The organism is Novosphingobium sp. (assembly GCF_965229225.1).
Taxonomy (GTDB): domain Bacteria; phylum Pseudomonadota; class Alphaproteobacteria; order Sphingomonadales; family Sphingomonadaceae; genus Novosphingobium.
In genome coordinates this window covers 1,457,899-1,481,808 of the sequence record NZ_OZ245867.1, presented here as the reverse complement: position 1 = coordinate 1,481,808, position 23,910 = coordinate 1,457,899, and the positions used below count along the sequence as shown (strand labels likewise).

31 protein-coding genes are annotated in these 23,910 nt (G+C 64.3%); 25 read left to right on the top strand and 6 right to left on the bottom strand.

Annotation, left to right across the window (positions count from 1 at the left end; genetic code table 11):
* Positions 1–60: 60 nt before the first annotated feature.
* The 4 genes from ACO06X_RS06645 to ACO06X_RS06630 all read right to left on the bottom strand — a co-directional run bounded on the left by ACO06X_RS06645 (position 61) and on the right by ACO06X_RS06630 (position 5,639).
* The gene (locus ACO06X_RS06645) at positions 61–1,872 is read right to left on the bottom strand and encodes a TolC family protein (protein ID WP_421839156.1); all 1,812 of its coding nucleotides are present in this window, start codon (positions 1,870–1,872) and stop codon (positions 61–63) included.
* A gap of 5 nt (positions 1,873–1,877) precedes the next feature.
* Positions 1,878–3,227 (bottom strand): HlyD family type I secretion periplasmic adaptor subunit, encoded by a 1,350-nt coding sequence (locus ACO06X_RS06640; RefSeq protein WP_421839155.1) that lies wholly within the window; start codon positions 3,225–3,227, stop codon positions 1,878–1,880.
* Positions 3,224–4,987: a type I secretion system permease/ATPase gene (locus ACO06X_RS06635; RefSeq protein ID WP_421839154.1), complete on the bottom strand. Its 1,764-nt coding sequence runs from the start codon at positions 4,985–4,987 to the stop codon at positions 3,224–3,226. Before ACO06X_RS06635 ends, ACO06X_RS06640 begins: the two co-directional genes overlap by 4 nt.
* Positions 4,988–5,267: 280 nt before the next feature.
* Positions 5,268–5,639 (bottom strand): hypothetical protein, encoded by a 372-nt coding sequence (locus tag ACO06X_RS06630; protein ID WP_421839153.1) that lies wholly within the window; start codon positions 5,637–5,639, stop codon positions 5,268–5,270.
* Between the two features lie 183 nt (positions 5,640–5,822).
* Here ACO06X_RS06630 and ACO06X_RS06625 point away from each other — a divergent pair, with 183 nt between their 5' ends.
* Positions 5,823–6,299 (top strand): protocatechuate 4,5-dioxygenase subunit alpha, encoded by a 477-nt coding sequence (locus ACO06X_RS06625; protein ID WP_421839152.1) that lies wholly within the window; start codon positions 5,823–5,825, stop codon positions 6,297–6,299.
* Positions 6,299–7,141: a class III extradiol dioxygenase family protein gene (locus ACO06X_RS06620; protein WP_421839151.1), complete on the top strand. Its 843-nt coding sequence runs from the start codon at positions 6,299–6,301 to the stop codon at positions 7,139–7,141. The genes ACO06X_RS06625 and ACO06X_RS06620 overlap by 1 nt, the downstream gene beginning before the upstream one ends.
* 19 nt (positions 7,142–7,160) lie before the next feature.
* Here ACO06X_RS06620 and ACO06X_RS06615 read toward each other — a convergent pair whose 3' ends face one another.
* Positions 7,161–7,787 carry a response regulator gene (locus ACO06X_RS06615; RefSeq protein ID WP_298171933.1) on the bottom strand — a complete coding sequence of 209 codons (627 nt, stop codon included), beginning with the start codon at positions 7,785–7,787 and terminating at the stop codon, positions 7,161–7,163.
* A complete protein-coding gene (locus ACO06X_RS06610) occupies positions 7,787–9,367 on the bottom strand; it encodes a sensor histidine kinase (RefSeq protein ID WP_421839150.1) in 1,581 nt (526 codons plus the stop codon). The genes ACO06X_RS06615 and ACO06X_RS06610 overlap by 1 nt, the downstream gene beginning before the upstream one ends.
* Before the next feature lie 256 nt (positions 9,368–9,623).
* Between ACO06X_RS06610 and ACO06X_RS06605 the strand changes: the two genes are divergently transcribed.
* The 23 genes from ACO06X_RS06605 (at position 9,624) to rpsN (ending at position 23,909) form a co-directional block, all read left to right on the top strand.
* Complete coding sequence (locus ACO06X_RS06605) at positions 9,624–10,292, top strand: helix-turn-helix domain-containing protein (protein ID WP_421839149.1); 669 nt, start codon at positions 9,624–9,626, stop codon at positions 10,290–10,292.
* Positions 10,293–10,364: 72 nt separating this feature from the next.
* Positions 10,365–10,730, top strand: a complete 366-nt coding sequence (locus tag ACO06X_RS06600) for a hypothetical protein (protein ID WP_421839148.1) — start codon at positions 10,365–10,367, stop codon at positions 10,728–10,730.
* 39 nt (positions 10,731–10,769) lie between these two features.
* The gene (locus tag ACO06X_RS06595) at positions 10,770–11,216 is read left to right on the top strand and encodes a hypothetical protein (protein ID WP_421839147.1); all 447 of its coding nucleotides are present in this window, start codon (positions 10,770–10,772) and stop codon (positions 11,214–11,216) included.
* Positions 11,213–11,797 carry a winged helix DNA-binding protein gene (locus ACO06X_RS06590; protein WP_421839146.1) on the top strand — a complete coding sequence of 195 codons (585 nt, stop codon included), beginning with the start codon at positions 11,213–11,215 and terminating at the stop codon, positions 11,795–11,797. The genes ACO06X_RS06595 and ACO06X_RS06590 overlap by 4 nt, the downstream gene beginning before the upstream one ends.
* A 387-nt stretch (positions 11,798–12,184) precedes the next feature.
* Positions 12,185–12,556, top strand: coding sequence for a 30S ribosomal protein S12 (gene rpsL / locus ACO06X_RS06585; protein WP_054121067.1), 372 nt, complete (start codon positions 12,185–12,187; stop codon positions 12,554–12,556).
* Between the two features lie 69 nt (positions 12,557–12,625).
* Entirely contained in the window at positions 12,626–13,096 is a 471-nt protein-coding gene (gene rpsG / locus ACO06X_RS06580; protein ID WP_292929480.1) for a 30S ribosomal protein S7, read from the top strand.
* A 142-nt stretch (positions 13,097–13,238) separates the two neighbouring features.
* On the top strand, positions 13,239–15,311 hold the full coding sequence (gene fusA, locus ACO06X_RS06575) for an elongation factor G (protein WP_421839145.1): 2,073 nt from the start codon (positions 13,239–13,241) through the stop codon (positions 15,309–15,311).
* A gap of 152 nt (positions 15,312–15,463) precedes the next feature.
* Positions 15,464–16,654: an elongation factor Tu gene (gene tuf, locus ACO06X_RS06570; protein ID WP_421839144.1), complete on the top strand. Its 1,191-nt coding sequence runs from the start codon at positions 15,464–15,466 to the stop codon at positions 16,652–16,654.
* Between the two features lie 153 nt (positions 16,655–16,807).
* On the top strand, positions 16,808–17,119 hold the full coding sequence (gene rpsJ / locus ACO06X_RS06565) for a 30S ribosomal protein S10 (protein WP_028639306.1): 312 nt from the start codon (positions 16,808–16,810) through the stop codon (positions 17,117–17,119).
* 231 nt (positions 17,120–17,350) lie between these two features.
* Entirely contained in the window at positions 17,351–18,112 is a 762-nt protein-coding gene (rplC, locus tag ACO06X_RS06560) for a 50S ribosomal protein L3 (RefSeq protein ID WP_421839143.1), read from the top strand.
* A gap of 3 nt (positions 18,113–18,115) precedes the next feature.
* Entirely contained in the window at positions 18,116–18,745 is a 630-nt protein-coding gene (gene rplD / locus ACO06X_RS06555) for a 50S ribosomal protein L4 (protein ID WP_421839142.1), read from the top strand.
* Positions 18,738–19,043, top strand: a complete 306-nt coding sequence (locus ACO06X_RS06550; protein WP_336896647.1) for a 50S ribosomal protein L23 — start codon at positions 18,738–18,740, stop codon at positions 19,041–19,043. Before rplD ends, ACO06X_RS06550 begins: the two co-directional genes overlap by 8 nt.
* Before the next feature lie 10 nt (positions 19,044–19,053).
* Entirely contained in the window at positions 19,054–19,890 is an 837-nt protein-coding gene (rplB, locus tag ACO06X_RS06545) for a 50S ribosomal protein L2 (RefSeq protein WP_421839141.1), read from the top strand.
* 6 nt (positions 19,891–19,896) lie between these two features.
* On the top strand, positions 19,897–20,175 hold the full coding sequence (gene rpsS / locus ACO06X_RS06540; protein ID WP_067913284.1) for a 30S ribosomal protein S19: 279 nt from the start codon (positions 19,897–19,899) through the stop codon (positions 20,173–20,175).
* Complete coding sequence (gene rplV / locus ACO06X_RS06535; RefSeq protein ID WP_421839140.1) at positions 20,175–20,564, top strand: 50S ribosomal protein L22; 390 nt, start codon at positions 20,175–20,177, stop codon at positions 20,562–20,564. Before rpsS ends, rplV begins: the two co-directional genes overlap by 1 nt.
* Before the next feature lie 2 nt (positions 20,565–20,566).
* Positions 20,567–21,262 carry a 30S ribosomal protein S3 gene (gene rpsC, locus ACO06X_RS06530; RefSeq protein ID WP_067913290.1) on the top strand — a complete coding sequence of 232 codons (696 nt, stop codon included), beginning with the start codon at positions 20,567–20,569 and terminating at the stop codon, positions 21,260–21,262.
* 15 nt (positions 21,263–21,277) lie between these two features.
* On the top strand, positions 21,278–21,712 hold the full coding sequence (gene rplP, locus ACO06X_RS06525) for a 50S ribosomal protein L16 (protein ID WP_421839139.1): 435 nt from the start codon (positions 21,278–21,280) through the stop codon (positions 21,710–21,712).
* The gene (gene rpmC / locus ACO06X_RS06520; RefSeq protein ID WP_421839138.1) at positions 21,712–21,927 is read left to right on the top strand and encodes a 50S ribosomal protein L29; all 216 of its coding nucleotides are present in this window, start codon (positions 21,712–21,714) and stop codon (positions 21,925–21,927) included. The genes rplP and rpmC overlap by 1 nt, the downstream gene beginning before the upstream one ends.
* A 10-nt stretch (positions 21,928–21,937) precedes the next feature.
* Positions 21,938–22,207, top strand: coding sequence for a 30S ribosomal protein S17 (gene rpsQ / locus ACO06X_RS06515; RefSeq protein WP_072379290.1), 270 nt, complete (start codon positions 21,938–21,940; stop codon positions 22,205–22,207).
* A 63-nt stretch (positions 22,208–22,270) separates the two neighbouring features.
* Positions 22,271–22,639, top strand: coding sequence for a 50S ribosomal protein L14 (rplN, locus tag ACO06X_RS06510; protein ID WP_054121079.1), 369 nt, complete (start codon positions 22,271–22,273; stop codon positions 22,637–22,639).
* Complete coding sequence (gene rplX, locus ACO06X_RS06505; protein ID WP_421839137.1) at positions 22,639–22,956, top strand: 50S ribosomal protein L24; 318 nt, start codon at positions 22,639–22,641, stop codon at positions 22,954–22,956. Before rplN ends, rplX begins: the two co-directional genes overlap by 1 nt.
* Entirely contained in the window at positions 22,949–23,530 is a 582-nt protein-coding gene (gene rplE / locus ACO06X_RS06500) for a 50S ribosomal protein L5 (RefSeq protein WP_421839136.1), read from the top strand. Before rplX ends, rplE begins: the two co-directional genes overlap by 8 nt.
* Before the next feature lie 73 nt (positions 23,531–23,603).
* Positions 23,604–23,909 carry a 30S ribosomal protein S14 gene (gene rpsN / locus ACO06X_RS06495; protein ID WP_421839135.1) on the top strand — a complete coding sequence of 102 codons (306 nt, stop codon included), beginning with the start codon at positions 23,604–23,606 and terminating at the stop codon, positions 23,907–23,909.
* Position 23,910 lies beyond the last annotated feature (1 nt).

Here is a 23,910-nt window from a genome sequence, read left to right as displayed (position 1 = left end):
TGCCGCCGGATACAAGCGAGAGTTATTTTCAGGCGACCGGCCCCTGGCGCAAGCACCCGGTCAATTCGGCGGATCTGCCAGAGCACCAGCGGGCGCCGAAGCGGCGGGTGAGGGCGCCGGTTCCACCAGCTTGTCCGCCGGCAGGATCACGATCGGCGCTGCCGTGCGCGCACCTGCCGGATCGCGCACCGGGCGTGTTGCCGTGCTGCCGATCACGCCCGCGTTTTCGATCGCGCGCGCAATCGGCGTGTAGATCGGCACATCGCCGTTGTGCTTCACCTTGCCGAGATGCCGGTCCACATCATAGCGCGCGGCATCGGGCATCAGCCACGATTGCTCAAGCGCGCCCGCCGCCGCCAGCACGCGCGCCTTGGCGATGTAGGCGTTGGCAATCGCGGTGTTCGAATTGCTTCGCGCCACCAGCAATTCACGCGCGAGGTCCAGCACGTCGAGCGTGGTGATGAGGCCCGCGCGCTGCTGGAGGATCGCGCCTTCATAGGCCTTGCGCGCGGATTCTTCTGCCGCGCGGTAGCTGGCGATGGCCGCTTGCTGTGCCTGCCAGTCGTTCCACGATGCGGCGAGGGTCGCCCGGCTTTCCCGCAGCGACGCATCGAGCAGGCGCCAGTCGGCATCGTTTGCCGCCATGGCTTCGCTCACCCGCGCGCGGCGCAACCCGCTTTCGAAGATCGGCCCCGAAATGATGAACTGCCCGCGCAGGCCCCGCTGCCGCAAATCGTCGCTATAGGCGCTCTGCGAGCCGTAGCTTGCGCTTCCCTGGAAATCGATGCGCGGCATGAGATCGGACTTGGCCGCCGCCACGCTGGCGCGCGAGACTTTCTCGCGCGCTTGTGCCGCAAGGATCACCGGGCTGTGCATTTCCGAATAGGCATAGGCTTCCTCCAGTTGCCGCACCGGCAGTTGGAGCGGATTTGGCGGCACCAGATCGCCCGCGGGCACGCCGACCATGCGCAGGAAGCTCGCCTCGCTGGAGGCAGCATCGCGCTGCGCCCCATAGACCTGGGCCTGTCCCAGCGCGACGCGGGTGGAAATCTGCTGGACGTCCGTCGCGGTCACTTCGCGCACCGCGAGCCGCGCCTTGTTGTCATTCAGCTGGCGTTCCAGCGCCGCAAGGTTGTCCTTGGCGATCAGCACCGCAGCCCGATCCCGCAGCACGCCGATATAGCTCGTGATGGCATCGAGCAGCGCCTGCTGCTCGGTCGAACGCAGCACCTGCCGCTGGAACTCCAGCTGCGCGGCCGAGTTGCGCTCCTGCGAGGCATTGCGGCCGAAGGTGAAGATCGGCTGCGTCAGTACGGCAGAAGCGGCTGTGGTCCAGCCTGACAAGGCAACCGGAAGGCCGCGCCGCTGCTCGAACCGGTCGCTCTGGAAGGTTGTGGCAAGGCTGTAGTTCAGCTTGGGGCCGTAGTTCGCCCGGGCCTGCGCGATGCGGTAATCGTAGCTTTTTACCGTCGAGCGCTGCGCCAGCAGCAAGGGCGAGGTCCAATAGGCAAGCCGCAGCGCATCGGTCAGCGATGTGATCGGCGCTCCGCTCGTCGCGCGTTCAGCGATGTCGGCGGGGGTTTCTGCGGGCAGTTCTGGACGCAGCGCGATGCGGTCTGCCTCCGGAATTGCGGTGTCGTCGGCGCTGTCCGCCCCCCCGTCTGCCCTGATGTCGCCCCCGTCGCGTCCGCTGTCGGGATCGTCGTTGCCATAACTGCCCGCCGGAGCGCCGCTATCGGGCGGGCCTTGCATGGGTGGGGCAGGCAGCGCCGCATCCTCTGCGAAAGCGGGAGCCAGCGCAGCGCACGCGGCGCTGGCGGCACACGCGGCCAGCAGTGCGGCGCGCAAGGGCAGGGCAGGTATCATCGCCATGCCGCTCAGTTGTCGCGGAAGGCGCGCATGAACTGGTCCATGAACGGCTTCGTGAGGTAGGACAGCAGCGAGCGGTTGCCGGTTTCGATATAGACTTCGGCCGGCATGCCGCTGCGCAGCGCGAGGCCTTCCTTCTTCACCGCGGCCAGGTCCACTTCGATCCGCACCATGTAATAGGCCTGCCGCGATTCGGGGTTCTCGGTGCGGTCGGTCGCCACATAAGTGACCTTGCCGAGGATTTCCGGCGTGGTCGGCCGGTTGAACGACGTGAAGCGCACGCGGGCGGTCTGCCCCTTCATGGTCTGGTCGATGTCCGAAGGGTTGATCATCGCCTCCACCACGAACGTATCGCGATCGGGCACGATTTCCATGATGGGTTCAGCGGGGCGCACCACATCGCCGATCGCGGCGAACGCGATCTTTTCGATCACCCCGGTGTAAGGCGCGCGGATCTCGCTGCGGTCCTGCTGGTCGGATGCGGCCACGCTGCGCAGCTGCTGCTGATTGAGCACCGTGTTGACCTGCGCGAGATCGGTGCCTGCCTGCACGCGCCGCGTCTGGCCGAGCTGGATCGATTGTTCCTGCGCTTCGGTGATCTTGGCGCGGGCCTGCGCGATCTGTGCCTGGAGCGAGCCGACATTGCCATCCAGATCTACCGCCGTGCGCTCCAGCTGGTTCAGGCGGTTGATCGTGACGAGCTGCTTGTCCCACAGGTCCTTGACGCCCTGCCGTTCGGGCTCGATCAACTTGCGCTGCTGTTTGAGCGCGGAAATCTGGGATTCCAGCCCGTGGATTTCCTCGTTGTATTGCAGCACCCGCGCGGCAAGCTGCGCGCGCAGCCCCGCTTCCTCGGTCTGGCGGATCGCGAAGAGCCGCGCCTCGTCGGTCATGGCCTTCGCAGCGCTGGTGCTTTTCGAATTCGTCAACTGGGGCGGGAACAGCAACTTGCCGGAGCCGAGCCGTTCCGCCTCCAGCCGCGCCTTCTGCGCCAGCAGTTGCTCGACCGTGAGGTTGGAATAGGTCGCGTCGGCGCCGGTCACAGTGTCGTCGAGCCGCATGAGCAGTTGGCCCTGCGCGACGTGCTCGCCATTGCGAACGTAGATCGCCTTGATCACGCCGCCGGTCGGGTGGGCGATGCGCTTCACGCGCGATTCGACACCGACCGAGCCGCCGCCGATCACCGCGCCGCCCATCGGAACGAGGGCCGCGAGCGCGAAGAGCACGATAAACAGGCCGCCGACAGCATAGAGCAGCCGCTTTAGCAGGACCGGCGAGTTCGCCTTCTCAGCCCCTTCCTCGCCGAACACCGGCAGCAACTGGCGCACGGGATCGGAAACGGTGGTGGGCAATGTCATGCGGTGGCTTCCTTGGCCGAATTGCTCTCACCGGGCGCGCCCTGCGGGACCTGCGCCGCCGCGCCGCCGGGGCCGTTCTGGGCCTGCATGCGTTGCAGCACTTCGTCGCGCGGGCCGAAATCGGCGAGACGGCCGCTGTTGATCACGGCAAGGTGGGTCGCCGGGCCAAGCGTGGCCGGGCGGTGGGTGATCATGATCACGATGCCGCCGCGCGCGCGCATCCCGGCAATCGCGTTGGCCAGCGCGGCATCGCCCGCCGCGTCGAGATTGGAGTTGGCTTCGTCGAGCACGAGGAGAAACGGATCGCCATAGAGCGCGCGGGCGAGGCCGACTCGCTGGCGCTGGCCGGCGGAAAGTTCCACCGCTCCCGCCGAGACCGGCGTTTCATAGCCATCGGGCAATGCGAGGATCACTTCGTGCAGGCCGGCCGCCTTGGCCGCAGCCATGACGCCCGCCGATGTGGCCGCAGGATCAAAGCGCGCAATGTTCTGGCCGATCGTGCCGTCCACGAGGTCGACCGTCTGCGGCACATAGCCGAAATAGCTGCCCAGCGCTTCCGGGTCCCACTGGTCGAGCGTCGCCCCGTCCAGCCGCACTTCGCCGCGGTTGGCTTTCCAGATGCCCAGAATTGCGCGCACCAGCGTCGTCTTGCCGGCGGCGCTGGGGCCGATCACCGCCAGCACCTGGCCCGGCGTGAGCGTGAACGACACCCCCGATAGTGTGAGGCGCTGCGTGCCCGGAGGTGCGACCCAGATATCGCGCACCGAAAGCTCGGATGAAGGGCGCTCCAGCGTGACGCCGCGCACGGGCGGCTTGCGGAACGTGGTGACCGCCTGCGCGATCCGGCCCCAGCCAGTGCGTGCGGCAACGAAGCCTCTCCAGTTGGCGATGGCCTGGTCCACCGGCGCCAGCGCGCGGCCAGAAAGCACCGAGGAGGCAAGGATCACGCCGCCGCTCGCCTGGCCGTCGATCACCAGTAGCGCGCCGACCGAAAGGATCAGCGATTGCAACAGCATGCGAAACGCCTTGCTCGCGCCGCCGAGCCGCGTGACCGTGCGCGAAAGATACGACTGCGCCTCGATGAAGCCGGTTTCCCAGCTTGCCGTGCGTGCCACAAGCCGCTCTTGCATACCCATCGCCAGCGCGCTTTCGGCAAAGCGGATCTCCGAAAGCGCGGCGGCAGACCGGCGTCCGGTGATGGTCGCCAACTCGCGCGATCCGGCCTGGGTGCGGCGATTGGAGATGATAGCGATGCCCGCCATGATGAACACGCCGGCCAGCGCCGTCACGCCCAGCCACCAGTGCAGCGCAAACAGCACGATCATGAAGGTGATCACCCATGGCAGATCGATCAGCGCAACCGGGCCTTGCCCTGCGAGGAACGTGTGGATGGAATCGAGGTCGCGCGTGAACTGCAGCCCGTCGCCCTTGTCGGCGCCCGCGCGTAGGGGGCGGGTGACGGTGGCATAATGCACCGCCTCGAACAGGTCGTCGTGCACGCCGTTGGCGATGCCGAGCAGAGCTTCGCCGCGGATCGCCTCGAACACCGACTGGAACGCATAGACAAGCAGCAACATGCCGAACAGGCCGATCAGGGTGGGCACGCTGCGGCTCGGCAGAACAGAGTCGTAAACCAGCAGCATGTACGCCGAACCGGCGAAAACGAGCACATTGAGCATCACGCTGGCGATGCCGACGAGAATGAGGCTGCCGCGATAGCGCGCCGCAAAGAGCCGCATAAACTGACGGTCGACGCTCATATTTCTCCTGACGTCCGGCGGCTAACCCATCGGAACTACCCCAGCAAGCGCCATTACATCCTCAATGGCGCACGCCCAGGTTAACAGTATTCTGTTTCAGACCCTGGTAAATACCGAATAAATGCCCGCAAATTGAAATCCAGTTCGGAAGAGGCAAATGCCGTCGGCGGCAACACGGCCGGCACAGGACGCGTGAGGTCGTTCTGGTGCGCGGAAACACCGCTAACCCCAGATCAGGCATGGGGAATGCAGCCTTTTCCCGATTGTGCGGGAATGCCGGTCAGGCGCCTTCGGCTGCGCGGCCAGCGCGGCGCGGGGCAAGGCGCAACGCGTCGGAAATCTCGATGATCACGGCGATGGCGCGCGCTTCTTCTGGCGAGAGATCGGCAAAATCAGGCAGGAAGGCGCGGGCGGCCTGGATCAGGTTACCCGGGCTTCGCTCCAGTTCGGATCGATATTGTGCTATCGTCGTGCAGCCGTCGATCGCCGACCAATCGATCCCGCCCGGCCCCGGACGCTGATGGAAAGCCCAGAGCGCCTGCACCGCGCGCTCCACCGCCATGCGCGCCTGCTCGCCCACGCCGTCCGGCGAAGCGCGCATTCTCAGATTCTGGCGGTAGCGGCGCTGCCGCTCGGCATTGGTGAGGGCCATGGCACTGGATGTGCGCCCCGGCCTGGTGCCGCGCAATCCGCATTGTCTGTTACGTAACACTGCCTATCGGGCCGCATTTCATAATCGCAGCCTGCGGATTGACCCCGGTCAATTCGTCGGCGCGTCCACGTTGTTAGGCAGAAGAAGCCGGGGCATCCCGGCCTTCCGCGAAGAGAAGTGCCCATGTCGCCACCATCCAGCGCACCGTCTGAACGCAGTCCCGGCCCTGCAGTCGATCCCCGCGCCTTGCGCCGCTCCATTCCGGGCACCGCGCTGTTTGATGGCGATCTGGCGATGCGCGGCTTTGCGCTCAATGCGATGTGCTATTCGTTCAACGATGCGGCCAATCGCACTGCCTTTGTCGCGGATGAGGACGCCTACTGCGCCAGATATGGCGTGACCGGGGAGCAGCGCGCCGCCGTGGCCGCGCGCGATGTGCTCGCCATGCTCGAGGCCGGCGGCAACGTCTATTACCTCGCCAAGCTGGCCGGGATCCTCGGCCTCAACGTGCAGGATCTCGGCGCGCTGCAGACCGGCCGCAGCGTGGACGATTTCAAGGCGATGCTCGTCGCCGCGCGTGCCGGGGTCGATCCCGATCTGGGCGGCCTGCATTTCGGGTCGCGGCCATCGACCTCTTCCCGCGAGAGGGAGAACGCGTGATGGCCCATGTTGTCGGTGGATATTTTACCAGCCACGTTCCCGCGATCGGCGGTGCCATCCAGCGCGGTGACCAGCAGTCGGCATACTGGAAGCCCTTCTTCGATGGGTTTCCGCCGGTCCGCCAGTGGCTCGCCGAAGTCGCCCCCGATGTCGCTGTCGTGTTCTACAACGACCACGGGCTCAACTTCTTCCTCGATGCCATGCCCACTTTCGCGGTCGGCGCGGCTGCACGGTATGATAATGCTGACGAGGGCTGGGGCCTGCCCGTCTACAAGAGCTTCGAGGGGCATCCCAATCTCTCCTGGCACTTGATCGAGGCGCTGGTGGAGGCCGAGTTCGACATCACCACCTGCCAGAAGATGATGGTCGATCACGCGCTGTCGATCCCCTTCGAGCTCGCCTGGCCCGATGCCGAAGTCTGGCCGGTCAAACTCGTGCCCATTGCGATCAACACGGTGCAGTTCCCGTTGCCCTCGCCGCGGCGCTGCCTTGCCCTCGGGCAGGCGGTCGGCCGGGCGCTGCGCAGCTGGAAGGGTGATGACCGGATCGTGGTGATGGGCACCGGCGGCCTTTCGCACCAGCTTGAAGGTGCGCGCGCCGGTTTCATGAACCCGGACTACGACCGCTTCTGCCTCGATCATCTGGCGGACGATCCGGCGGCGCTGACGGCGCATTCGGCGGAAGAAGTGGCCGAACTGGCAGGCACGCAGGGCGTCGAGATTCTCAACTGGATCGCCGCACGCGGCGCGCTGGGCGAAGCGCCGCAGGCGATGGTCATGCGTAATTATCATGTGCCGATCAGCAATACCGCTGCGGCCACCGTGGTGCTCGAACCGGCCTGAACCGGCTGGAGGGCGAACCCTATTCGCCCGGATCGTTAACCGCGAGCAGCGCCAGCTCGGTGCGGTTCTCGATGCCCAGCTTCTGGTACATCGCGTGGAGGTAGACCTTCACCGTGCCTTCACCGATGCCCAGCTCCGTGCCGATATCGCGATTGCGCATCCCGCGCGCGACCAGCCTTGCGATACGCCGCTCGCGCTGGTTGAGCCGTTCGAGCGGGCCACCGGAATCGGCACTGAGAGAGAGGTCGAGTGCGCGCTGCAGCAGCGCGGAATCGATGGCTTTCCCGCCCGAATGCACTTTGTCCAACACATCGACGAGGCCGCCCTCGGCACCGTCCTTGTACACGATGCCCTCCACCCCGGCACGCATCACCGCGAGCAGCTGGCGGTCGTTGATCCCGGCGGTCAGCAGCACCACCGCGCGCTTGTCTCCCTTCGACCGCAGCGCTTCGAGGGCCTGAACCCCATTCATGCCCGGCATGTTGATATCGAGCAACACGATGGCAGGATCATGGGTGGCGATGGCGGCCAACGTCTCTTCGCCGCTGGCAGTCGCGGCGACCACCTGGAACCTGCTGCCACGCAGCACGGCTTCCACGCCAGCACGAATGAAACCGTGGTCATCAGCAACAAGAACGGGAATCATCAGGCAATCCTATTGGGCAAGGCGATGTCGAGCAACGCGCCAGGGTGATTATGGCAGATCGAGAGCGTTCCGCCCAGAGCCTCGACCCGTTCGCTGATCGAGCGCGGGCGGGGCGGGGGGCGGTCGGTCGGGAAACCCTCGCCGTCATCGCCGATGCGCAATGTCAGCCCCGATGCGCAGGTGCATACCGATACGACGACCTCACGGCAGTGACCGTGACGCGCGGCATTGGCAACCGCTTCGCGCAGCACCTGCCGCAGTTCATGGGCGAGGCCGATCGAGACCGGCATCGGCCGCACTTGCGCGTCAAGCCGGACTGCAATGTGCCAATGCTGGCTCATTTCGCCGAGCAGCGTTTCCATTTCCTCGACGAGGTCGGTGCGCCGGTCGCCCTCCTCGCCGCGCCGCAGCCGCTGGATCATCGCGCGCAGCTCGCCCTGTTCGCGCCGCAGCGCGGTTTTCAGATCGTTGATCTCGGCTGTCGGGTCATGGCCCTCGCGGATCCAGCGCGACAGGGCCTCGAGCCGGAACAGGGTGCCGGCCAGGAACTGCGCCACGCTGTCATGCAGGTCGCGCGCCAGTGCATCGCGCAGCGCGGCCGCAGAAGCTGCCTGCGCCAGCTCGGCCAGATCTTCGCGGTCGAGCTCGGTGCTGAGGTGGCGGCCGATCGTCTCGACCAGTGGAAGGTCGTCCACGCACATGTCCGGGATGCCCCAGATCAGCAATTGCCCGGGGCCCGCCACCGTTTCGAAGGTGACGATCATGGCTTCATTAATCCCGCAATGGGCTGCCAGCGGCGCGTTGACCGGGCCGGGAATCGCGAGTGGGTAGGAACTGGTGCGGCTGATGATCCGCCGGCCGCGCATGCGATCGATCAGGGCCGCGCGGTCAGGCTCGCCGAAGCTGCCTTCGAGCGCTTCGGGCCCGAGCCGGTCGACGATCACTGCATAACCGGAATCGCGCAGCAACTCGGTCCAGGGTTCCTCGCCATGCGGGACAGCGATCGCTGCCCCGCGCGCTTGCAGCGCAACCCGCGCGAAGGTGAGCGTCTCGACCAGAATGGCGTTGCGCCGCTCGCCCGGCGTGCCCGGCGTTCGCGGCATTGGGGCTGATCGGGGGCCACGCTGTTCGCCGCTTAGCCAGACCATCATGATCGACAGCACGCCCAGATACATCAGCCGCCGCCCGTAGCGATACAGCTCGATCGGCAGCCCGGATAGCAAGAGGCTCGCGCCGATTGCAACGTTGAAACCTATGAGCGCGACCGAGGTCCAGGCCACCGCGAACCAACCCCAGCGCAAGGTGGCGCTGATCAGCAGGAAGGCGGTGAGGGCCATGAACGGACTGTTGAAATCGGCCTTGTCTGCCTCCGAGAAGTAGACGGCGCAGACAAAGGCCAGTGTGTCGATAGCGTGCACCCAGGGCGCGAGGCGGAATTCCCACCACCAGCTACGCCAGGCGATCAAAATCATCCCGGCGGCGCCGGCGAGGTAGGCGGCCAGCATGAAATATATGGAAGCGCCGTTCCGGCCGGACGAGGAGGGATCCAGGGCAAGCGCGACCAGGAAAACGAGCGCCATGGCAGCACGGCTCGTCGCCAGAACCTTCCCGGTTCGCCGCGCAAACATCCTCGGCCTCATTATTTGCTTTCCCTAGGGTTAATAACAAATTTATCCTATGTTAGGGCAAGCTATGGTGTTTTGGATGTGTTCGCAATGTCAGGTTCTCGTGATTGGGCTGGAGCTTGGTGGTGCGGTTGAGTTGTTCTTGCGGTCAAGCCGGTATTCATCCATTTTTACCGCCGGATTGGCGATTTCAGGGTCGTAACAAGAAAACATGGGCAAGTCCGATCATAGCGTTGCTGCGCAGCCTTCGCCGGGGGCGCGCGAACCGGTAGATGTGCCTGCTTTTCGCGCCCTCGCGGACCGGGATGGCGCAGTGCTTTCCGAGCCCGCCGACTCGGGCGATGACGAAGCGATTCTGGCATCGCTGACCGACAAGCAGCGCGCCGTTCTCGATCTCCTGATCGAGCACAAGACCTCGAAGGAGATTTCGCGCATCCTCGGGATCTCGCACCACACCGTCGACCAGCGCATCATGCTGGCGCGTGCCAAGCTGGGTGTTGCGACGCGCGGCGAGGTGGCGCAGGCCTATCGCCGCCTTGTCGCCCAGTCTGCCAATGTTGCAACCATATGCGAACGATCCGTATATGACTCTTCCGGCGTCGCGCCGCCGGTCGATGGCCTGCACGTTCCGATGCGGGAAGACAGGACGGACAGGGTCCAAAGCTCGCCGATCCGCAGGGATGTCCTGGCACAGGTCGCGTTCCAAAGCGGTGAGGCATCGGCCGAGCCCTACCATCATGTCCTCCCGGAGATGTTCGACGGGCCTCACGGGACCTATATCCGGCTCGGGACCATTGCGATCCTGGCCATGTTCCTGATCTTGATCGTTATGGGTGGTTTGGCGATGTATGCGCAGTTGTCGCAGATCCTCGCAAGCTGATCCCGCCGCGAACCTCTCCATCTTGTTAGCGCACGTGGGCCCAAGGGAGGGCTCCAGCTTCGGAGAGTGATTATGACCGCTTTTGCTACCCAAACCATGCCCGAGATGCCGCTCTCGGTGGCAAAGCTGCGGATTGCCCGCGATCTGCATCAGGCCGAAGCCGCGCTGGATGAAGCGCTCGCGCGGCAGGCCCAACTGCTGCAGACAATGGTCGGCGCCCGCCGCAGCACCGGTGTTGCCCCCTTCCTCGGCCAGGAGGCCCTGATGCGGCTGGTCAAGAGCCAGCAGGCCATGCTTGATGCTGGCGGCGAACTCGCTCGTGTCCACGGCCGCCTGAGCACGATTTCGGCAGAAACCTGCGGCGGCAACGATGCCTGCCCTCCCAGAGCCCAGCTTGACGAGAATGAACCTTCCTCAGCCGCGGTCCGCGCTGCCTGAATGTTAGGCCGGTCTGCACATTGAAGGTCTTGCACCACAATGCTCTGGCTTTGGATTCTTCGCATAGCGCTGATCGCCGCCGTGTTGTTCGCGGCCCGCAAGGGAGATGAACCCGAAAAACTGGTGGCGACGGTTCTGCTCTCCACATTCGCACTGGATGTGGGCAATCATATGCTGTTCGGCGATCCGGCCTGGTACACGGTCAATCCGGGACACCTGGTGATCGATACCTGGGCTTTCTTCACCCTGCTCTGGGTTGCGCTTCATGCCAATCGCGGCTGGCCGCTGTGGGTCTCTGCCTCACAGGTCCTCGTCGTGCTCGGCCATGTCGCGAAGCTTTGGGAAGTGGACATGGTCCGCCGAGCCTACTGGACGATGACGCAAATGCCTTTCCTGTTCCAGCTGATCGTGCTGGCAATCGGCACGGGGGCGCATGTGGAGCGCCAGCGCCGCATTGGCCGCTATCATTCGTGGCGGCTCGTATGAGCGGGCGCATCATTCGCCGCCATGATCGCGGCCGCCGCCGCGCGGCTCTGCGCCGCGCCAGTCCTGCCGCCCTTGCGGAGGCCATGGCCACACAGGATCCGCTGGGCGACGCCGACCGCGTTGCCGTGCCTTACGCGACGGCATCAGCCGCTGCGACCTTGCACGAATCGTCGACGCGGATCACATCCGAAGCGCTGCTGGCCTTTGCGCGGGAGACTTACGCGATCCGGCGCCGGCGCGATCGTCACCTGCCCGGCGATCTGTTCGGCGAGCCGACGTGGGACATCCTGCTCGATCTCTACGTCGCCACACGGGAAGGCAGGCCAGTGCCGACCACCAGCGCCTGCATCGGGGCCAATGTCCCGCCGACGACCGCGCTGCGCTGGCTTCGCATCCTGGAGGCGCGCGGGCTGGTCGAACGCGAGGATGACGGGCGCGACGGACGGCGGACCTTCGTGCGGCTCTCGGCACGGGGGCTTGCCGCGATGGACAACTGGCTGCATGTGGCGCTTGCCACGCTCGATCACGCAGTCGGAACGATCCTGCGCCGGTCCATGCCGCTCGCAGAGGCTGCCGAATAGGTCCCGTTTCCCGCCCGCCGGTGGCTTGCTGCTTGACCGGTGGGCGGTTCCGGCCTAATGGCCCGCCGTCCCGAACGGCCTTTGGCCTATCGGTTCAACAGAGCTGAACATTGCCGGTGCGCGGCAAGTGGGGCCTCGAAGGCGGTGTTTTCCGCCATTCGCGGGTCCCTCTTGTGTTTGGTCCGTTCTCCCGAATCGGGGGTATAGGCCAGTCCATGCCGTCAGCCGTCAAAGTAACCCGGTGGCGACTTGCCCCGGGTGGAGCGTTTTCGGCTCATGCAGCGCCCCGGCGCGAGGCTTCATCAGCCTTGCGCGGCGCTGGATGAGATATTCCGCAAAGCTTCACCTGGTGCCCGCCGCGCCCGCAACCAAGGTGAAGAGTCCTTCATGCCTACGATCAACCAGCTGGTCCGCAAGGGCCGCGAACCGCAGAAGACCAAGTCCAAGGTCCCTGCGATGGAGCAGAACCCGCAGAAGCGCGGCGTATGCACCCGCGTCTACACGACGACCCCGAAGAAGCCGAACTCGGCGCTGCGCAAGGTGGCCAAGATCCGCCTGACCAACAGCCGCGAAGTGATTTCGTACATCCCGGGCGAAGGCCACAACCTGCAGGAGCACTCGGTCGTGCTTATCCGCGGCGGCCGTGTGCGCGACCTTCCGGGCGTGCGCTACCACGTGCTGCGCGGCGTTCTCGATACCCAGGGTGTCAAGGACCGCAAGCAGTCGCGTTCGAAGTACGGCGCCAAGCGTCCGAAGTAAGTTTCAACTGGGATCGGAACCGCAAGGCAGGCCCGGCCGGGCCCGCTGCGTTCCGAAGGAGTACGGAATATGTCTCGTCGTCGTCGTCCCGAAAAGCGGGAGATCCTGCCGGATCCGAAGTTCAACGATCAGATCCTGTCGAAGTTCATGAACAACCTCATGCTCGATGGTAAGAAGTCGGTCGCCGAAAGCATCGTCTATGGTGCCATGGAAACCATGCAGACCCGCGCCAAGGCCGATCCGCTGCAGCTGTTCCACGATGCGCTCAACAACGTGAAGCCGCAGATCGAAGTCCGCAGCCGCCGCGTCGGCGGTGCGACCTACCAGGTCCCCGTCGAAGTGCGCGTCGAGCGTGCGCAGGCACTGGCCATCCGCTGGCTGATCACGGCCGCGCGCAATCGCAGCGAAACGACGATGGCTGCGCGCCTCTCGGCTGAGCTGCTCGATGCCGCCAACAACCGCGGCAACGCGGTCAAGAAGCGTGAAGACACCCACCGCATGGCTGACGCCAACCGCGCCTTCAGCCACTATCGTTGGTAATCCGGCGCTGGTAAGGGCACTGCCCAAGAGGGCCGCTGGTTGGTCACAGGCTGACCAAGCGGCCGTCTTGAAACGGACACGCTAAAGACACTATGGGGCGGGCCGCAACCATTCGGCCCCTCCCGAACCCAAGGAACCTCCCATGGCCCGCAGCCATCCGCTCGAGCGCTATCGCAACTTTGGCATCATGGCGCACATCGACGCCGGCAAGACCACGACGACCGAGCGTATCCTTTACTACACCGGCAAGTCCTACAAGATCGGCGAAGTCCACGACGGCGCTGCGACCATGGACTGGATGGAGCAGGAGCAGGAGCGCGGCATCACGATCACGTCGGCCGCGACGACCTGCTTCTGGAACGACCACCGCCTGAACATCATCGACACCCCCGGCCACGTCGACTTCACCATTGAAGTCGAGCGTTCGCTGCGCGTGCTGGACGGCGCGGTTGCCGCGTTCGACGGCGTCGCGGGCGTCGAGCCGCAGTCGGAAACCGTGTGGCGTCAGGCCGACAAGTACGGCGTGCCGCGCATGTGCTTCATCAACAAGCTTGACCGCACCGGTGCGAACTTCAAGTACTGCGTGCAGACGATCATCGATCGCCTCGGCGCGAAGCCGGCGGTGCTGTATCTGCCGATCGGCGCGGAAAGCGATTTCCGTGGCCTGGTCGACCTCGTCGAGCAGCGTGCGATCATCTGGAAGGACGAAAGCCTCGGCGCCGAGTTCTCTTATGAGGAAATCCCGGCCGATCTCGCTGACGAGGCTGCCGAGTACCGCAACACGCTGATCGAGCTTGCCGTCGAACAGGATGACGACGCGATGGAAGCCTACCTCGATGGCAATGAGCCCGACGTGGCGACTCTCAAGGCGCTGATCCGCAAGGGTACGCTCAACCAGTCGTTCGTTCCCGTGCTGTGCGGCTCGGCGTTCAAGAACAAGGGCGTGCAGCCCCTGCTCGATGCGGTTGTGGACTACCTGCCTTCGCCGCTCGACATCGAAGACGTGCAGGGCATCAATCCCGACACCGACGAGCCGGACAGCCGCGCGACCTCTGACGATGCTCCGTTCTCGGCGCTCGCGTTCAAGATCATGAACGACCCCTTCGTCGGTTCGCTGACCTTCACCCGCATCTATTCGGGCACGCTGACCAAGGGCAGCTACCTGAACTCGGTGAAGAACAAGAAGGAGAAGGTCGGCCGCATGCTGCTGATGCACTCCAACAACCGCGAAGACATCGATGTGGCCTATGCGGGCGACATCGTGGCGTTGGCAGGTCTGAAGGAGACCACCACCGGCGATACGCTGTGCTCGGAACGGCAGCCGATCATTCTCGAACGGATGGAATTCCCCGAGCCGGTGATCGAGCTTTCGGTGGAGCCGAAGACCAAGGCCGACCAGGAGAAGATGGGCATCGCGCTCAACCGTCTCTCGGCTGAGGATCCCAGCTTCCGCGTCTCGACAGATCACGAATCCGGCCAGACCATCATCAAGGGCATGGGCGAACTTCACCTCGAAATCCTTGTCGACCGCATGAAGCGCGAGTTCAAGGTCGAGGCGAACGTCGGCGCGCCGCAGGTGGCTTACCGTGAGTATCTCGGGAAGCCGGTGGACGTGGACTACACCCACAAGAAGCAGTCCGGCGGCACGGGCCAGTTCGGCCGCGTGAAGGTCAAGGTCACGCCGGGTGAACGCGGTTCGGGCTTCGTCTTCAAGGACGAGATCAAGGGCGGTAACATTCCGAAGGAATACATCCCCGCGATCGAGAAGGGCTTCCGCGAAACCGCACTGACCGGCTCGCTGATCGGCTTCCCGATCATCGACTTCGAAGTCCTGCTCTACGACGGCGCCTACCACGACGTCGACTCGTCGGCGCTGGCCTTCGAAATCTGTGCCCGCGCTGCGATGCGCGAAGTGGCCCAGAAGTCGGGGATCAAGCTGCTCGAGCCGATCATGAAGGTCGAAGTGATCACGCCGGAGGAATATCTCGGCGATGTGATCGGCGACATCAACTCGCGGCGCGGCCAGATCCAGGGCACCGACAGCCGGGGCAATGCCCAGGCGGTTGTCGCCATGGTCCCGCTCGCGAACATGTTCGGCTACGTGAACCAGCTGCGCTCGTTCACGCAGGGTCGTGCGAACTACTCGATGTTCTTCGATCACTATGACGAGGTTCCTGCGAACGTCGCGACCGAGATCAAGGCGAAGATGGCGTAACCCATTTTCCCGGCAATTCGCCCCTCGGGCGGAATCCGGGTGATGGCAGGCTTGCATAAGCAAGCGGATCAATCTAGGGGCGGCGCCTGATTCAGCGGGCGCCGTCTCGAACCCGCAGTATCTGCAATTTTTTAGAGAAGAAGGTTTGAGCAATGGCCAAGGCTAAGTTTGAGCGGACCAAGCCGCACTGCAACATCGGCACCATCGGTCACGTCGACCATGGCAAGACCACCCTGACGGCGGCGATCACCAAGGTGCTCGCCGAGACCGGCGGCGCGACGTTCACCGACTACGCGAACATCGACAAGGCTCCGGAAGAGCGTGAGCGCGGCATCACCATCTCGACTGCACACGTCGAGTACGAGACCGCCAACCGTCACTACGCGCACGTCGATTGCCCGGGTCACGCCGACTATGTGAAGAACATGATCACCGGTGCTGCCCAGATGGACGGCGCGATCCTGGTCGTGAACTCGGCGGACGGCCCGATGCCGCAGACCCGTGAGCACATCCTGCTTGCGCGTCAGGTCGGCGTCCCCGCGCTGGTCGTGTACATGAACAAGGTCGACCAGGTTGACGACGAGGAAATCCTCGAGCTCGTCGAACTGGAAATGCGCGAGCTGCTGAGCTCGTACGGCTTCGAAGGCGATGACATTCCGTTCGTCAAGGGTTCGGCTCTTGCCGCGCTTGAAGGCCGCGACGATGCTATCGGCCGCGATTCGATCAACGCGCTGATGGCCGCCGTTGACTCGTGGATCCCGCAGCCCCCGCGTCCGACCGACAAGCCGTTCCTGATGCCGGTGGAAGACGTGTTCTCGATCTCGGGTCGCGGCACCGTCGTGACCGGCCGTGTCGAGACGGGCATCGTCAAGGTTGGCGAGGAAGTCGAGATCGTTGGCCTCAAGAACACCCAGAAGACCGTCGTCACTGGCGTCGAAATGTTCCGCAAGCTGCTCGATCAGGGCGAAGCCGGCGACAACATCGGTGCGCTGGTTCGCGGCGTGAAGCGTGAAGACGTCGAGCGCGGCCAGGTGCTCTGCAAGCCCGGTTCGGTCACGCCGCACACCGAGTTCACGGCTGAAGTCTACGTGCTGTCGAAGGACGAAGGTGGCCGTCACACGCCGTTCTTCGCCAACTACCGCCCGCAGTTCTACTTCCGCACCACCGACGTGACCGGCGAAGTGATCCTTCCCGAGGGCACCGAGATGGTCATGCCCGGCGACAACCTGTCGCTGTCGGTCAAGCTGATCGCTCCGATCGCGATGGATCCGGGTCTGCGCTTCGCAATTCGCGAAGGTGGCCGTACCGTCGGTTCGGGGGTTGTCAGCACGATCACGAAGTAATATAGGCCGCGCTCCGGCGGGAGATTCGCTCTCCCGCCGGCCGGTTTTTACGGATCAGTGGCCCGCTTTCTCCTCGCTTCAACAGCTGGGGCAGGGTGAGAGGGCGGAGCGGCTGGTCTTTTTGTTTTAGCTCTTTCGCATCGGTAAACGGACATGGACGCCCAGAATATCCGCATTCGCCTCAAAGCCTTCGATCACCGCGTGCTCGATCAGGCCACTGGCGAAATCGCTGACACCGCTCGCCGCACCGGCGCGCTGATCCGGGGCCCCATTCCGCTGCCGACGCGCATCGAGAAGTTCTGCGTCAACCGCGGTCCGCACGTCGACAAGAAGTCGCGCGAGCAGTTCGAGGTTCGCACCTACAAGCGGCTGCTCGATATCGTGCAGCCCAACGCCGCCACGGTGGACGCGCTGATGAAGCTCGACCTCGCTGCTGGCGTGAACGTCGAGATCAAGCTCGCGTAAGAATTCGCTTCTGCCTTCGGGCAGAAGTACCAGAGTTTTAGAGGTCGTTGACCTCTCGGACAATGGGATACCTCCGGCGCCGGCCCAAATGGGCCACAGTCGGGCAAGCGTCCCCCGTTCGCTCCTGCCGCACCGGCGGGGGCACTCAGCCCGGACGGGGCGCGTTTCACATACGGGCTGAACACGCCTCGCGGGGATGGTCCTCGCAAGGCCTCTGTAAGGAGTATGGTCATGCGCACCGGCGTGATCGTTAAAAAGCTCGGGATGACCCGAGTGTTCCAAGACGACGGACGGCACGTGCCGGTTACCGTTCTGGCGCTTGAAAATTGCCAGGTGGTTTCGGTCCGCACCGAAGAGCGCGACGGTTACGTCGCTGTTCAGCTCGGCGCTGGTCAGGCCAAGCAAAAGAATGTCGCCAAGCCGCAGCGCGAGCACTTCGCCAAGGCTGAAGTCGAACTGAAGATGGAAGTCGCCGAGTTCCGCGTCGCCGATGACGCGCTGCTCGAAGTCGGCTCGACCATCGCCGCCTCGCACTTCGTGCCTGGCCAATATGTCGACATCACCGGTCACACCCAGGGCAAGGGCTTCGCCGGCGCCATGAAGCGTTGGGGCTTCGGCGGTATGCGTGCCACCCACGGCGTGTCGATCTCGCACCGTGCCCACGGTTCGACGGGTAACCGCCAGGATCCGGGCCGCGTGTTCAAGAACAAGAAGATGGCCGGCCACATGGGCGACCGTCAGCGCACCCAGCAGAACCTCGAAGTCGTCCGCACGGATGACGAGCGCGGCCTTATCTTCGTCAAGGGCTCTGTGCCCGGATCGAAGAACGGCTGGCTGCTCATGCGCGACGCGGTGAAGATCGATCGCCACGCCGAGGCTCCCTATCCCGCCGGCATCAAGCAGGCTGCCAACATGAATGACACGGCTGCGGCCGACACGCCGGCGGAAGACACCGCTGCTGTCGAGACCACTGTCGATGGTCAGGAGGGCTAAGTCGTGAAGGTTCAGGTCCTCAATCTCGATGGCACCGCAGCTGGCGAAGCCGAGCTCTCGGATGCCGTGTTCGGGCTCGCTCCGCGCGCCGACATCCTCCACCGCATCGTCACCTGGCAGCTCGAAAAGCGCCGTGGCACTGCCCGCGGAGCGCGTGAGCGTTCGGACGTGGCGCGCACCGGCAAGAAGCTGGGCAACCAGAAGGGTGGCGGCGGGGCCCGTCACGGTGATCGTGCAGCTCCGATCTTCATCGGCGGCGGCAAGGCTCACGGTCCGCGTGTCCGTGACTTCAACCCCTCGCTCAACAAGAAGATCCGTGCGCTCGGCCTGAAGATGGCGCTCTCGACCAAGGCGCAGTCCGAAGGTCGTGGTCTCGTCGTGGTCGACACGCTCGACACCGACGGCAAGACCGCCACGCTGGCCGCCACGCTCGCCAAGGCGGGCTTCGGCAAGAAGGTGCTGGTGATCGACGGCGAAGCGGTGAACGACAACTTCGCCCGCGCCGCGCGCAACATCATCGGGGTCAACGTGCTCCCGGCGGTCGGCGCGAACGTTTACGACATCCTGAAGCATGATACGCTGGTGCTGACGCGCGCTGCGATCGAAAAGCTGGAGGCGCGTTTCAATGGCTAAGGAAGGCATCGACACGCGTCACTACGACGTGATCGTGGCTCCCCACATCACGGAGAAGGCGACGCTGCTCAGCGAGCACAACGCCGTTGTGTTCAAGGTCGCCGACAAGGCCACCAAGCCGCAGATCAAGGCGGCCGTGGAAGCCCTGTTCGGCGTCAAGGTGACCAAGGTGAACACCTTGAACCAGGACGGCAAGACCAAGCGCTGGAAGGGCAAGCCCTACAAGCGTTCGGACTTCAAGAAGGCTGTCGTCACGCTGGCTGCTGGCCAGTCGATCGACGTCACCAGCGGGATCTGAGGGCAGAACGATGGCACTCAAGAATTACAACCCGACCAGCCCCGCCCGGCGCGGCCTGATCCTCGTCGACAAGTCGTCGCTGTGGAAGGGCAAGCCGCTCAAGGCGCTGACCGAGGGCAAGAGCAAGACCGGTGGCCGCAACAACAAGGGCCATGTGACCAGCCGCGGTATCGCGGGCGGCCACAAGCAGAGCTACCGGTTCATCGACTTCAAGCGCCGCAAGTGGGACATGCCCGCGACTGTCGAGCGTCTGGAGTACGACCCCAACCGCACCGCGTTCATCGCGCTCGTCAAGTACGAGGACGGCGAACAGACCTACATCATCGCGCCGCAGCGTCTGGCCGTGGGCGACACCATTGTCGCTGGCGAAAAGACCGACGTGAAGCCGGGCAACGCGATGCTGCTCAGCCAGATGCCGGTCGGCACGATCATCCACAACGTGGAGATGAAGCCGGGCAAGGGTGGTCAGATCGCCCGTTCGGCAGGCACCTATGTCCAGCTCGTCGGTCGTGACCGGGGTATGGTCATCGTTCGTCTGAACTCGGGCGAACAGCGCTACCTGCGCGGCGATTGCATGGGCACGGTTGGCGCGGTTTCGAACCCCGACAACTCGAACCAAAACCTTGCCAAGGCCGGTCGCGGCCGCTGGCTTGGTCGTCGCCCGCTCACCCGCGGTGTCGCCAAGAACCCGGTCGATCACCCGCATGGTGGTGGTGAAGGCCGCACCTCGGGTGGCCGTCATCCGGTCACGCCGTGGGGCAAGCCGACCAAGGGCGCCCGTACCCGTCACAACAAGCAGACGGACAAGATGATCATCCGTTCGCGTCACGCGAAGAAGAAGAGGTAACACCCCATGGCACGTTCCGTCTGGAAGGGACCCTTCGTCGACCTGCACCTCCTGAAGAAGGCCGAAGTGGCCCAGGACGTCGGTTCGCGTGCAGGTCCGATCAAGACCTGGTCGCGGCGTTCGACCATTTTGCCGCAGTTCGTTGGCCTGACGTTCAACGTCTACAACGGGCACAAGTTCATTCCCGTCTCCGTCAACGAGGAGATGGTCGGCCACAAGCTCGGTGAGTTCGCGCCCACGCGCACGTTCCCGGGCCACGCCGCTGACAAGAAGGGCAAGCGCTGATGGGCAAGCCTAAATCCCCGCGCCGCGTTGCTGACAACGAAGCGCTTTCGGTGGGCACGCAGATCCGTGGCTCGGCCCAGAAGCTGAACCTCGTGGCTGCTCTGATCCGCGGCAAGCGCGCTGAAGATGCGATGAACATCCTCAGCTTCTCGAAGAAGGCGATGGCGGTTGATGCACGCAAGGTGCTCGCCTCGGCAATCGCCAACGCCGAGAACAACCACAACCTCGATGTCGACGCGCTCGTCGTCGCCGAGGCGTCGGTCGGCAAGTCGATCACGATGAAGCGCTTCCACACCCGTGGTCGCGGCAAGTCCACCCGCATTCTCAAGCCCATCTCGCGTCTTCGGATCGTGGTGCGTGAGGCTGCGGCCAACGGTGAGGAGGCCTGATCATGGGTCACAAGTCGAACCCCATCGGTCTGCGCCTGCAGATCAACCGCACCTGGGACAGCCGCTGGTACGCGGAAGGCCGCAACTACCAGAACCTGCTTCGTGAAGACCTTGCCATGCGCAAGTTCATCATGGAGCACCTGCCGCAGGCTGCCATCTCGAAGGTGGTGATCGAGCGTCCGGCCAAGCTGTGCCGCGTTTCGATCTATGCTGCCCGTCCGGGTGTCATCATCGGCAAGAAGGGCGCGGACATCGAGAAGCTGCGTAGCCAGCTCGCCAAGATGACTGCCAGCGACGTGAAGCTGAACATCGTGGAGATCCGCAAGCCCGAGATCGACTCCAAGCTCGTTGCGCAGGGCATTGCCGATCAGCTCGTTCGCCGCGTGGCCTTCCGCCGTGCGATGAAGCGTGCGGTGCAGTCGGCTCTCCGTCTCGGTGCCGAAGGCATTAAGATCACCTGCGGCGGCCGTCTCGGCGGTGCGGAAATCGCCCGGGTCGAGTGGTACCGTGAAGGCCGCGTGCCGCTCCATACGCTGCGCGCCAACATTGATTATGCCGAAGCTGTGGCGCACACCGCCTACGGCGTGATCGGCATCAAGACCTGGATCTTCAAGGGTGAAATCCTTGGTCACGATCCCATGGCGCAGGACCGGCTGATGATGGAGGCTCAAACCTCCGGCGTCCGTCCGGCGCGCTAAGGTAGGTACAGAACCATGCTGCAACCGAAAAAGACCAAGTTCCGCAAGGCCTTCAAGGGCCGGATCAAGGGTGATGCCAAGGGTGGCACCGACCTGAACTTCGGTACCTATGGCCTTAAGGCGCTCGAGCCGGAGCGGGTTACCGCTCGCCAGATCGAAGCCGCGCGCCGTGCGATCACGCGCCACATCAAGCGCCAGGGTCGCCTTTGGATCCGCATCTTCCCGGACGTGCCGGTGTCGAAGAAGCCTGCCGAAGTCCGTCAGGGCAAGGGCAAGGGTTCGATCGAATACTGGGCAGCCCGCGTGAAGCCGGGTCGTATCCTGTTCGAGCTCGACGGCGTCGCCGGTCCGCTCGCGGCCGAGGCCTTCAGCCGCGCTGCTATGAAGCTGCCGATCAAGACCAAGGTCGTTGCCCGCCTCGGCGACACCTCGCACCTCGGAGGCGAATGATGGCCCAGAGCAAAGCAAAGTTTGAAGACATGCGCGTCAAGTCCGACGATCAGCTTCAGGCTGACCTCGCCGAGCTGAAGCGTGAGGCGTTCAACCTGCGTTTCCAGGCGGCAACCAACCAGCTCGAACGGCCGGCCCGCATCCGCGAAGTCCGCCGCGACATCGCCCGCATCAAGACGCTGCAGACCGAGCGCAGCTCGGCCGCCAAGGCGTAAGGAACAGACTATGCCCAAGCGTATCCTGATCGGGACGATCGTCTCCGACAAGACCGACAAGACCGTCGTGGTCAAGGTCGAGCGCAAGGTGAAGCACCCGCTCTACGGGAAGATCATCCGCCGTTCGAAGAAGTACCACGCCCACGACGAGACCAACTCGTTCAAGGCCGGTGAGACCGTGCGCATCGAAGAGACCGCGCCGATTTCGAAGCTGAAGACGTGGAAGGTTGTTGACCGCGTGCAAGCCGGCAAGGCCGCCGCGATCGAAGCCGACGTCTAAGTCGCAAACCATTTTGGAACTGCCGGACTGGTTCCGGCAAGCCAGTGAGAAGGAACCGGATCAATGATCCAGATGCAGTCCAATCTCGAAGTCGCTGACAACAGCGGCGCGAAGCGCGTCCAGTGCATCAAGGTGCTGGGCGGGTCGAAGCGTCGTTTTGCCAGCGTCGGCGACGTGATCGTCGTGTCGATCAAGGAAGCTCAGCCCCGCGCCCGCGTCAAGAAGGGCGACGTGCACCGTGCGGTGATCGTGCGTACCCGCAAGGACGTACGTCGTGCCGATGGCAGCGTGATCCGCTTCGACACCAATGCCGCCGTGCTCGTCGGCAAGAACGAAGAGCCGATCGGCACCCGCATCTTCGGCCCTGTGGTGCGTGAACTGCGCGCCCGCGGCTTCATGAAGATCATCAGCCTTGCGCCGGAGGTGCTGTGATGTCGGCTGCCAAGATCAAGAAGGGTGACGCTGTCGTCGTCCGTTCGGGCAAGGACAAGGGCCGCACCGGCACGGTGCTGCAGGTCATGCCCAAGGACGAGAAGGTTGTCGTGGCCGGCATCAACATTGCTGCGCGCCACCGCAAGCCCACCCAGGAGAACCCGCAGGGTGGCATCGACCGCCGCGAGGCTCCGCTGCACATCTCGAAGGTGGGCCTCGCCGGCAAGGACGGCAAGGCGACCCGCGTGCGCTTCGAAGTGAAGGACGGCAAGAAGGTCCGCGTGGCCGTCAAGACCGGGGAGACGATCGATGGCTGATAAGTACGTGCCGCGCATGAAGGCGAAGTACGAGGCCGAAGTCGCTGCTGCGATGCAGGCCAAGTTCGGTTATGCGAACCACATGGAGATCCCCCGGATCGAGAAGATCACGCTCAACATGGGTGTGGGCGAGGCGAGCCAGGACAAGAAGAAGGTCACCACTGCTGCCGCCGAGATGGAACTCATCGCGGGCCAGAAGCCGGTGATCACCAAGGCGAAGAAGTCGATCGCGCAGTTCAAGCTGCGTGAAGGCATGCCGATCGGTTGCAAGGTTACCCTGCGCCGTGAACGGATGTACGAATTCCTCGACCGTCTCATCACCATCGCCATGCCCCGCATCCGCGACTTCCGGGGCCTCAACCCCAAGTCGTTCGACGGACGCGGCAACTACGCGATGGGTCTGAAAGAGCAGATCATCTTCCCGGAGATCAGCTACGACCAGATCGAGAAGGTGCGCGGGATGGATATCATCGTCACCACCACCGCCAAGACCGACGAGGAAGCGCGCGAGCTGCTCCGTCTCTTCGGTTTCCCGTTCCCGCGCGAAGCTGCTGAAGAGCAGCAGGCTGCCTGAGAACTGAACAACCCGGATGTCCCGGCTCGAGCCAACTGGCTCGCCAAGGTTTTGAAGAAGAGAGCTTAAGTCCATGGCGAAACTGAGTTCCATCAACAAGAATGAGCGTCGCAAGAAGCTCGTTCAGAAGTTCGCGGCGAAGTATGCTGCGCTGAAGGCCGTTGCAGGCGACGAGAAGCTGGACGAGACCGAGCGCCTGATCGCTCGCCTCAAGATGGCCGAGCTGCCGCGCAACGCGAACCCGACCCGCGTGCGCAACCGCTGCAACACCACCGGTCGTCCGCGCGGCTACTACCGCAAGTTCGGCCTCTGCCGCATCGAACTGCGCGATCTCGCCAACAAGGGGATGATCCCCGGCGTGACCAAGTCGAGCTGGTAAG

What these genes read in the sequence shown, in the direction of transcription:
- rpsQ (WP_072379290.1), top strand. Translation starts at nt 21,938, where the DNA reads ATGCCCAAGCGTATCCTGATCGGGACGATCGTCTCCGACAAGACCGAC.
- ACO06X_RS06605 (WP_421839149.1), top strand. Translation starts at nt 9,624, where the DNA reads ATGGGCAAGTCCGATCATAGCGTTGCTGCGCAGCCTTCGCCGGGGGCG.
- ACO06X_RS06645 (WP_421839156.1), bottom strand. Translation starts at nt 1,872, where the DNA reads ATGGCGATGATACCTGCCCTGCCCTTGCGCGCCGCACTGCTGGCCGCG.
- rplP (WP_421839139.1), top strand. Translation starts at nt 21,278, where the DNA reads ATGCTGCAACCGAAAAAGACCAAGTTCCGCAAGGCCTTCAAGGGCCGG.
- ACO06X_RS06550 (WP_336896647.1), top strand. Translation starts at nt 18,738, where the DNA reads ATGGCTAAGGAAGGCATCGACACGCGTCACTACGACGTGATCGTGGCT.
- rplC (WP_421839143.1), top strand. Translation starts at nt 17,351, where the DNA reads ATGCGCACCGGCGTGATCGTTAAAAAGCTCGGGATGACCCGAGTGTTC.
- ACO06X_RS06610 (WP_421839150.1), bottom strand. Translation starts at nt 9,367, where the DNA reads ATGGCGCTCGTTTTCCTGGTCGCGCTTGCCCTGGATCCCTCCTCGTCC.
- rplE (WP_421839136.1), top strand. Translation starts at nt 22,949, where the DNA reads ATGGCTGATAAGTACGTGCCGCGCATGAAGGCGAAGTACGAGGCCGAA.
- ACO06X_RS06590 (WP_421839146.1), top strand. Translation starts at nt 11,213, where the DNA reads ATGAGCGGGCGCATCATTCGCCGCCATGATCGCGGCCGCCGCCGCGCG.
- fusA (WP_421839145.1), top strand. Translation starts at nt 13,239, where the DNA reads ATGGCCCGCAGCCATCCGCTCGAGCGCTATCGCAACTTTGGCATCATG.
- rplB (WP_421839141.1), top strand. Translation starts at nt 19,054, where the DNA reads ATGGCACTCAAGAATTACAACCCGACCAGCCCCGCCCGGCGCGGCCTG.
- rplV (WP_421839140.1), top strand. Translation starts at nt 20,175, where the DNA reads ATGGGCAAGCCTAAATCCCCGCGCCGCGTTGCTGACAACGAAGCGCTT.
- rpsN (WP_421839135.1), top strand. Translation starts at nt 23,604, where the DNA reads ATGGCGAAACTGAGTTCCATCAACAAGAATGAGCGTCGCAAGAAGCTC.
- ACO06X_RS06635 (WP_421839154.1), bottom strand. Translation starts at nt 4,987, where the DNA reads ATGAGCGTCGACCGTCAGTTTATGCGGCTCTTTGCGGCGCGCTATCGC.
- ACO06X_RS06615 (WP_298171933.1), bottom strand. Translation starts at nt 7,787, where the DNA reads ATGATTCCCGTTCTTGTTGCTGATGACCACGGTTTCATTCGTGCTGGC.
- ACO06X_RS06600 (WP_421839148.1), top strand. Translation starts at nt 10,365, where the DNA reads ATGACCGCTTTTGCTACCCAAACCATGCCCGAGATGCCGCTCTCGGTG.
- rpmC (WP_421839138.1), top strand. Translation starts at nt 21,712, where the DNA reads ATGGCCCAGAGCAAAGCAAAGTTTGAAGACATGCGCGTCAAGTCCGAC.
- tuf (WP_421839144.1), top strand. Translation starts at nt 15,464, where the DNA reads ATGGCCAAGGCTAAGTTTGAGCGGACCAAGCCGCACTGCAACATCGGC.
- rpsL (WP_054121067.1), top strand. Translation starts at nt 12,185, where the DNA reads ATGCCTACGATCAACCAGCTGGTCCGCAAGGGCCGCGAACCGCAGAAG.
- rplX (WP_421839137.1), top strand. Translation starts at nt 22,639, where the DNA reads ATGTCGGCTGCCAAGATCAAGAAGGGTGACGCTGTCGTCGTCCGTTCG.
- ACO06X_RS06630 (WP_421839153.1), bottom strand. Translation starts at nt 5,639, where the DNA reads ATGGCCCTCACCAATGCCGAGCGGCAGCGCCGCTACCGCCAGAATCTG.
- ACO06X_RS06620 (WP_421839151.1), top strand. Translation starts at nt 6,299, where the DNA reads ATGGCCCATGTTGTCGGTGGATATTTTACCAGCCACGTTCCCGCGATC.
- ACO06X_RS06625 (WP_421839152.1), top strand. Translation starts at nt 5,823, where the DNA reads ATGTCGCCACCATCCAGCGCACCGTCTGAACGCAGTCCCGGCCCTGCA.
- ACO06X_RS06595 (WP_421839147.1), top strand. Translation starts at nt 10,770, where the DNA reads ATGCTCTGGCTTTGGATTCTTCGCATAGCGCTGATCGCCGCCGTGTTG.
- rplN (WP_054121079.1), top strand. Translation starts at nt 22,271, where the DNA reads ATGATCCAGATGCAGTCCAATCTCGAAGTCGCTGACAACAGCGGCGCG.
- rpsG (WP_292929480.1), top strand. Translation starts at nt 12,626, where the DNA reads ATGTCTCGTCGTCGTCGTCCCGAAAAGCGGGAGATCCTGCCGGATCCG.
- rpsS (WP_067913284.1), top strand. Translation starts at nt 19,897, where the DNA reads ATGGCACGTTCCGTCTGGAAGGGACCCTTCGTCGACCTGCACCTCCTG.
- rpsJ (WP_028639306.1), top strand. Translation starts at nt 16,808, where the DNA reads ATGGACGCCCAGAATATCCGCATTCGCCTCAAAGCCTTCGATCACCGC.
- rpsC (WP_067913290.1), top strand. Translation starts at nt 20,567, where the DNA reads ATGGGTCACAAGTCGAACCCCATCGGTCTGCGCCTGCAGATCAACCGC.
- ACO06X_RS06640 (WP_421839155.1), bottom strand. Translation starts at nt 3,227, where the DNA reads ATGACATTGCCCACCACCGTTTCCGATCCCGTGCGCCAGTTGCTGCCG.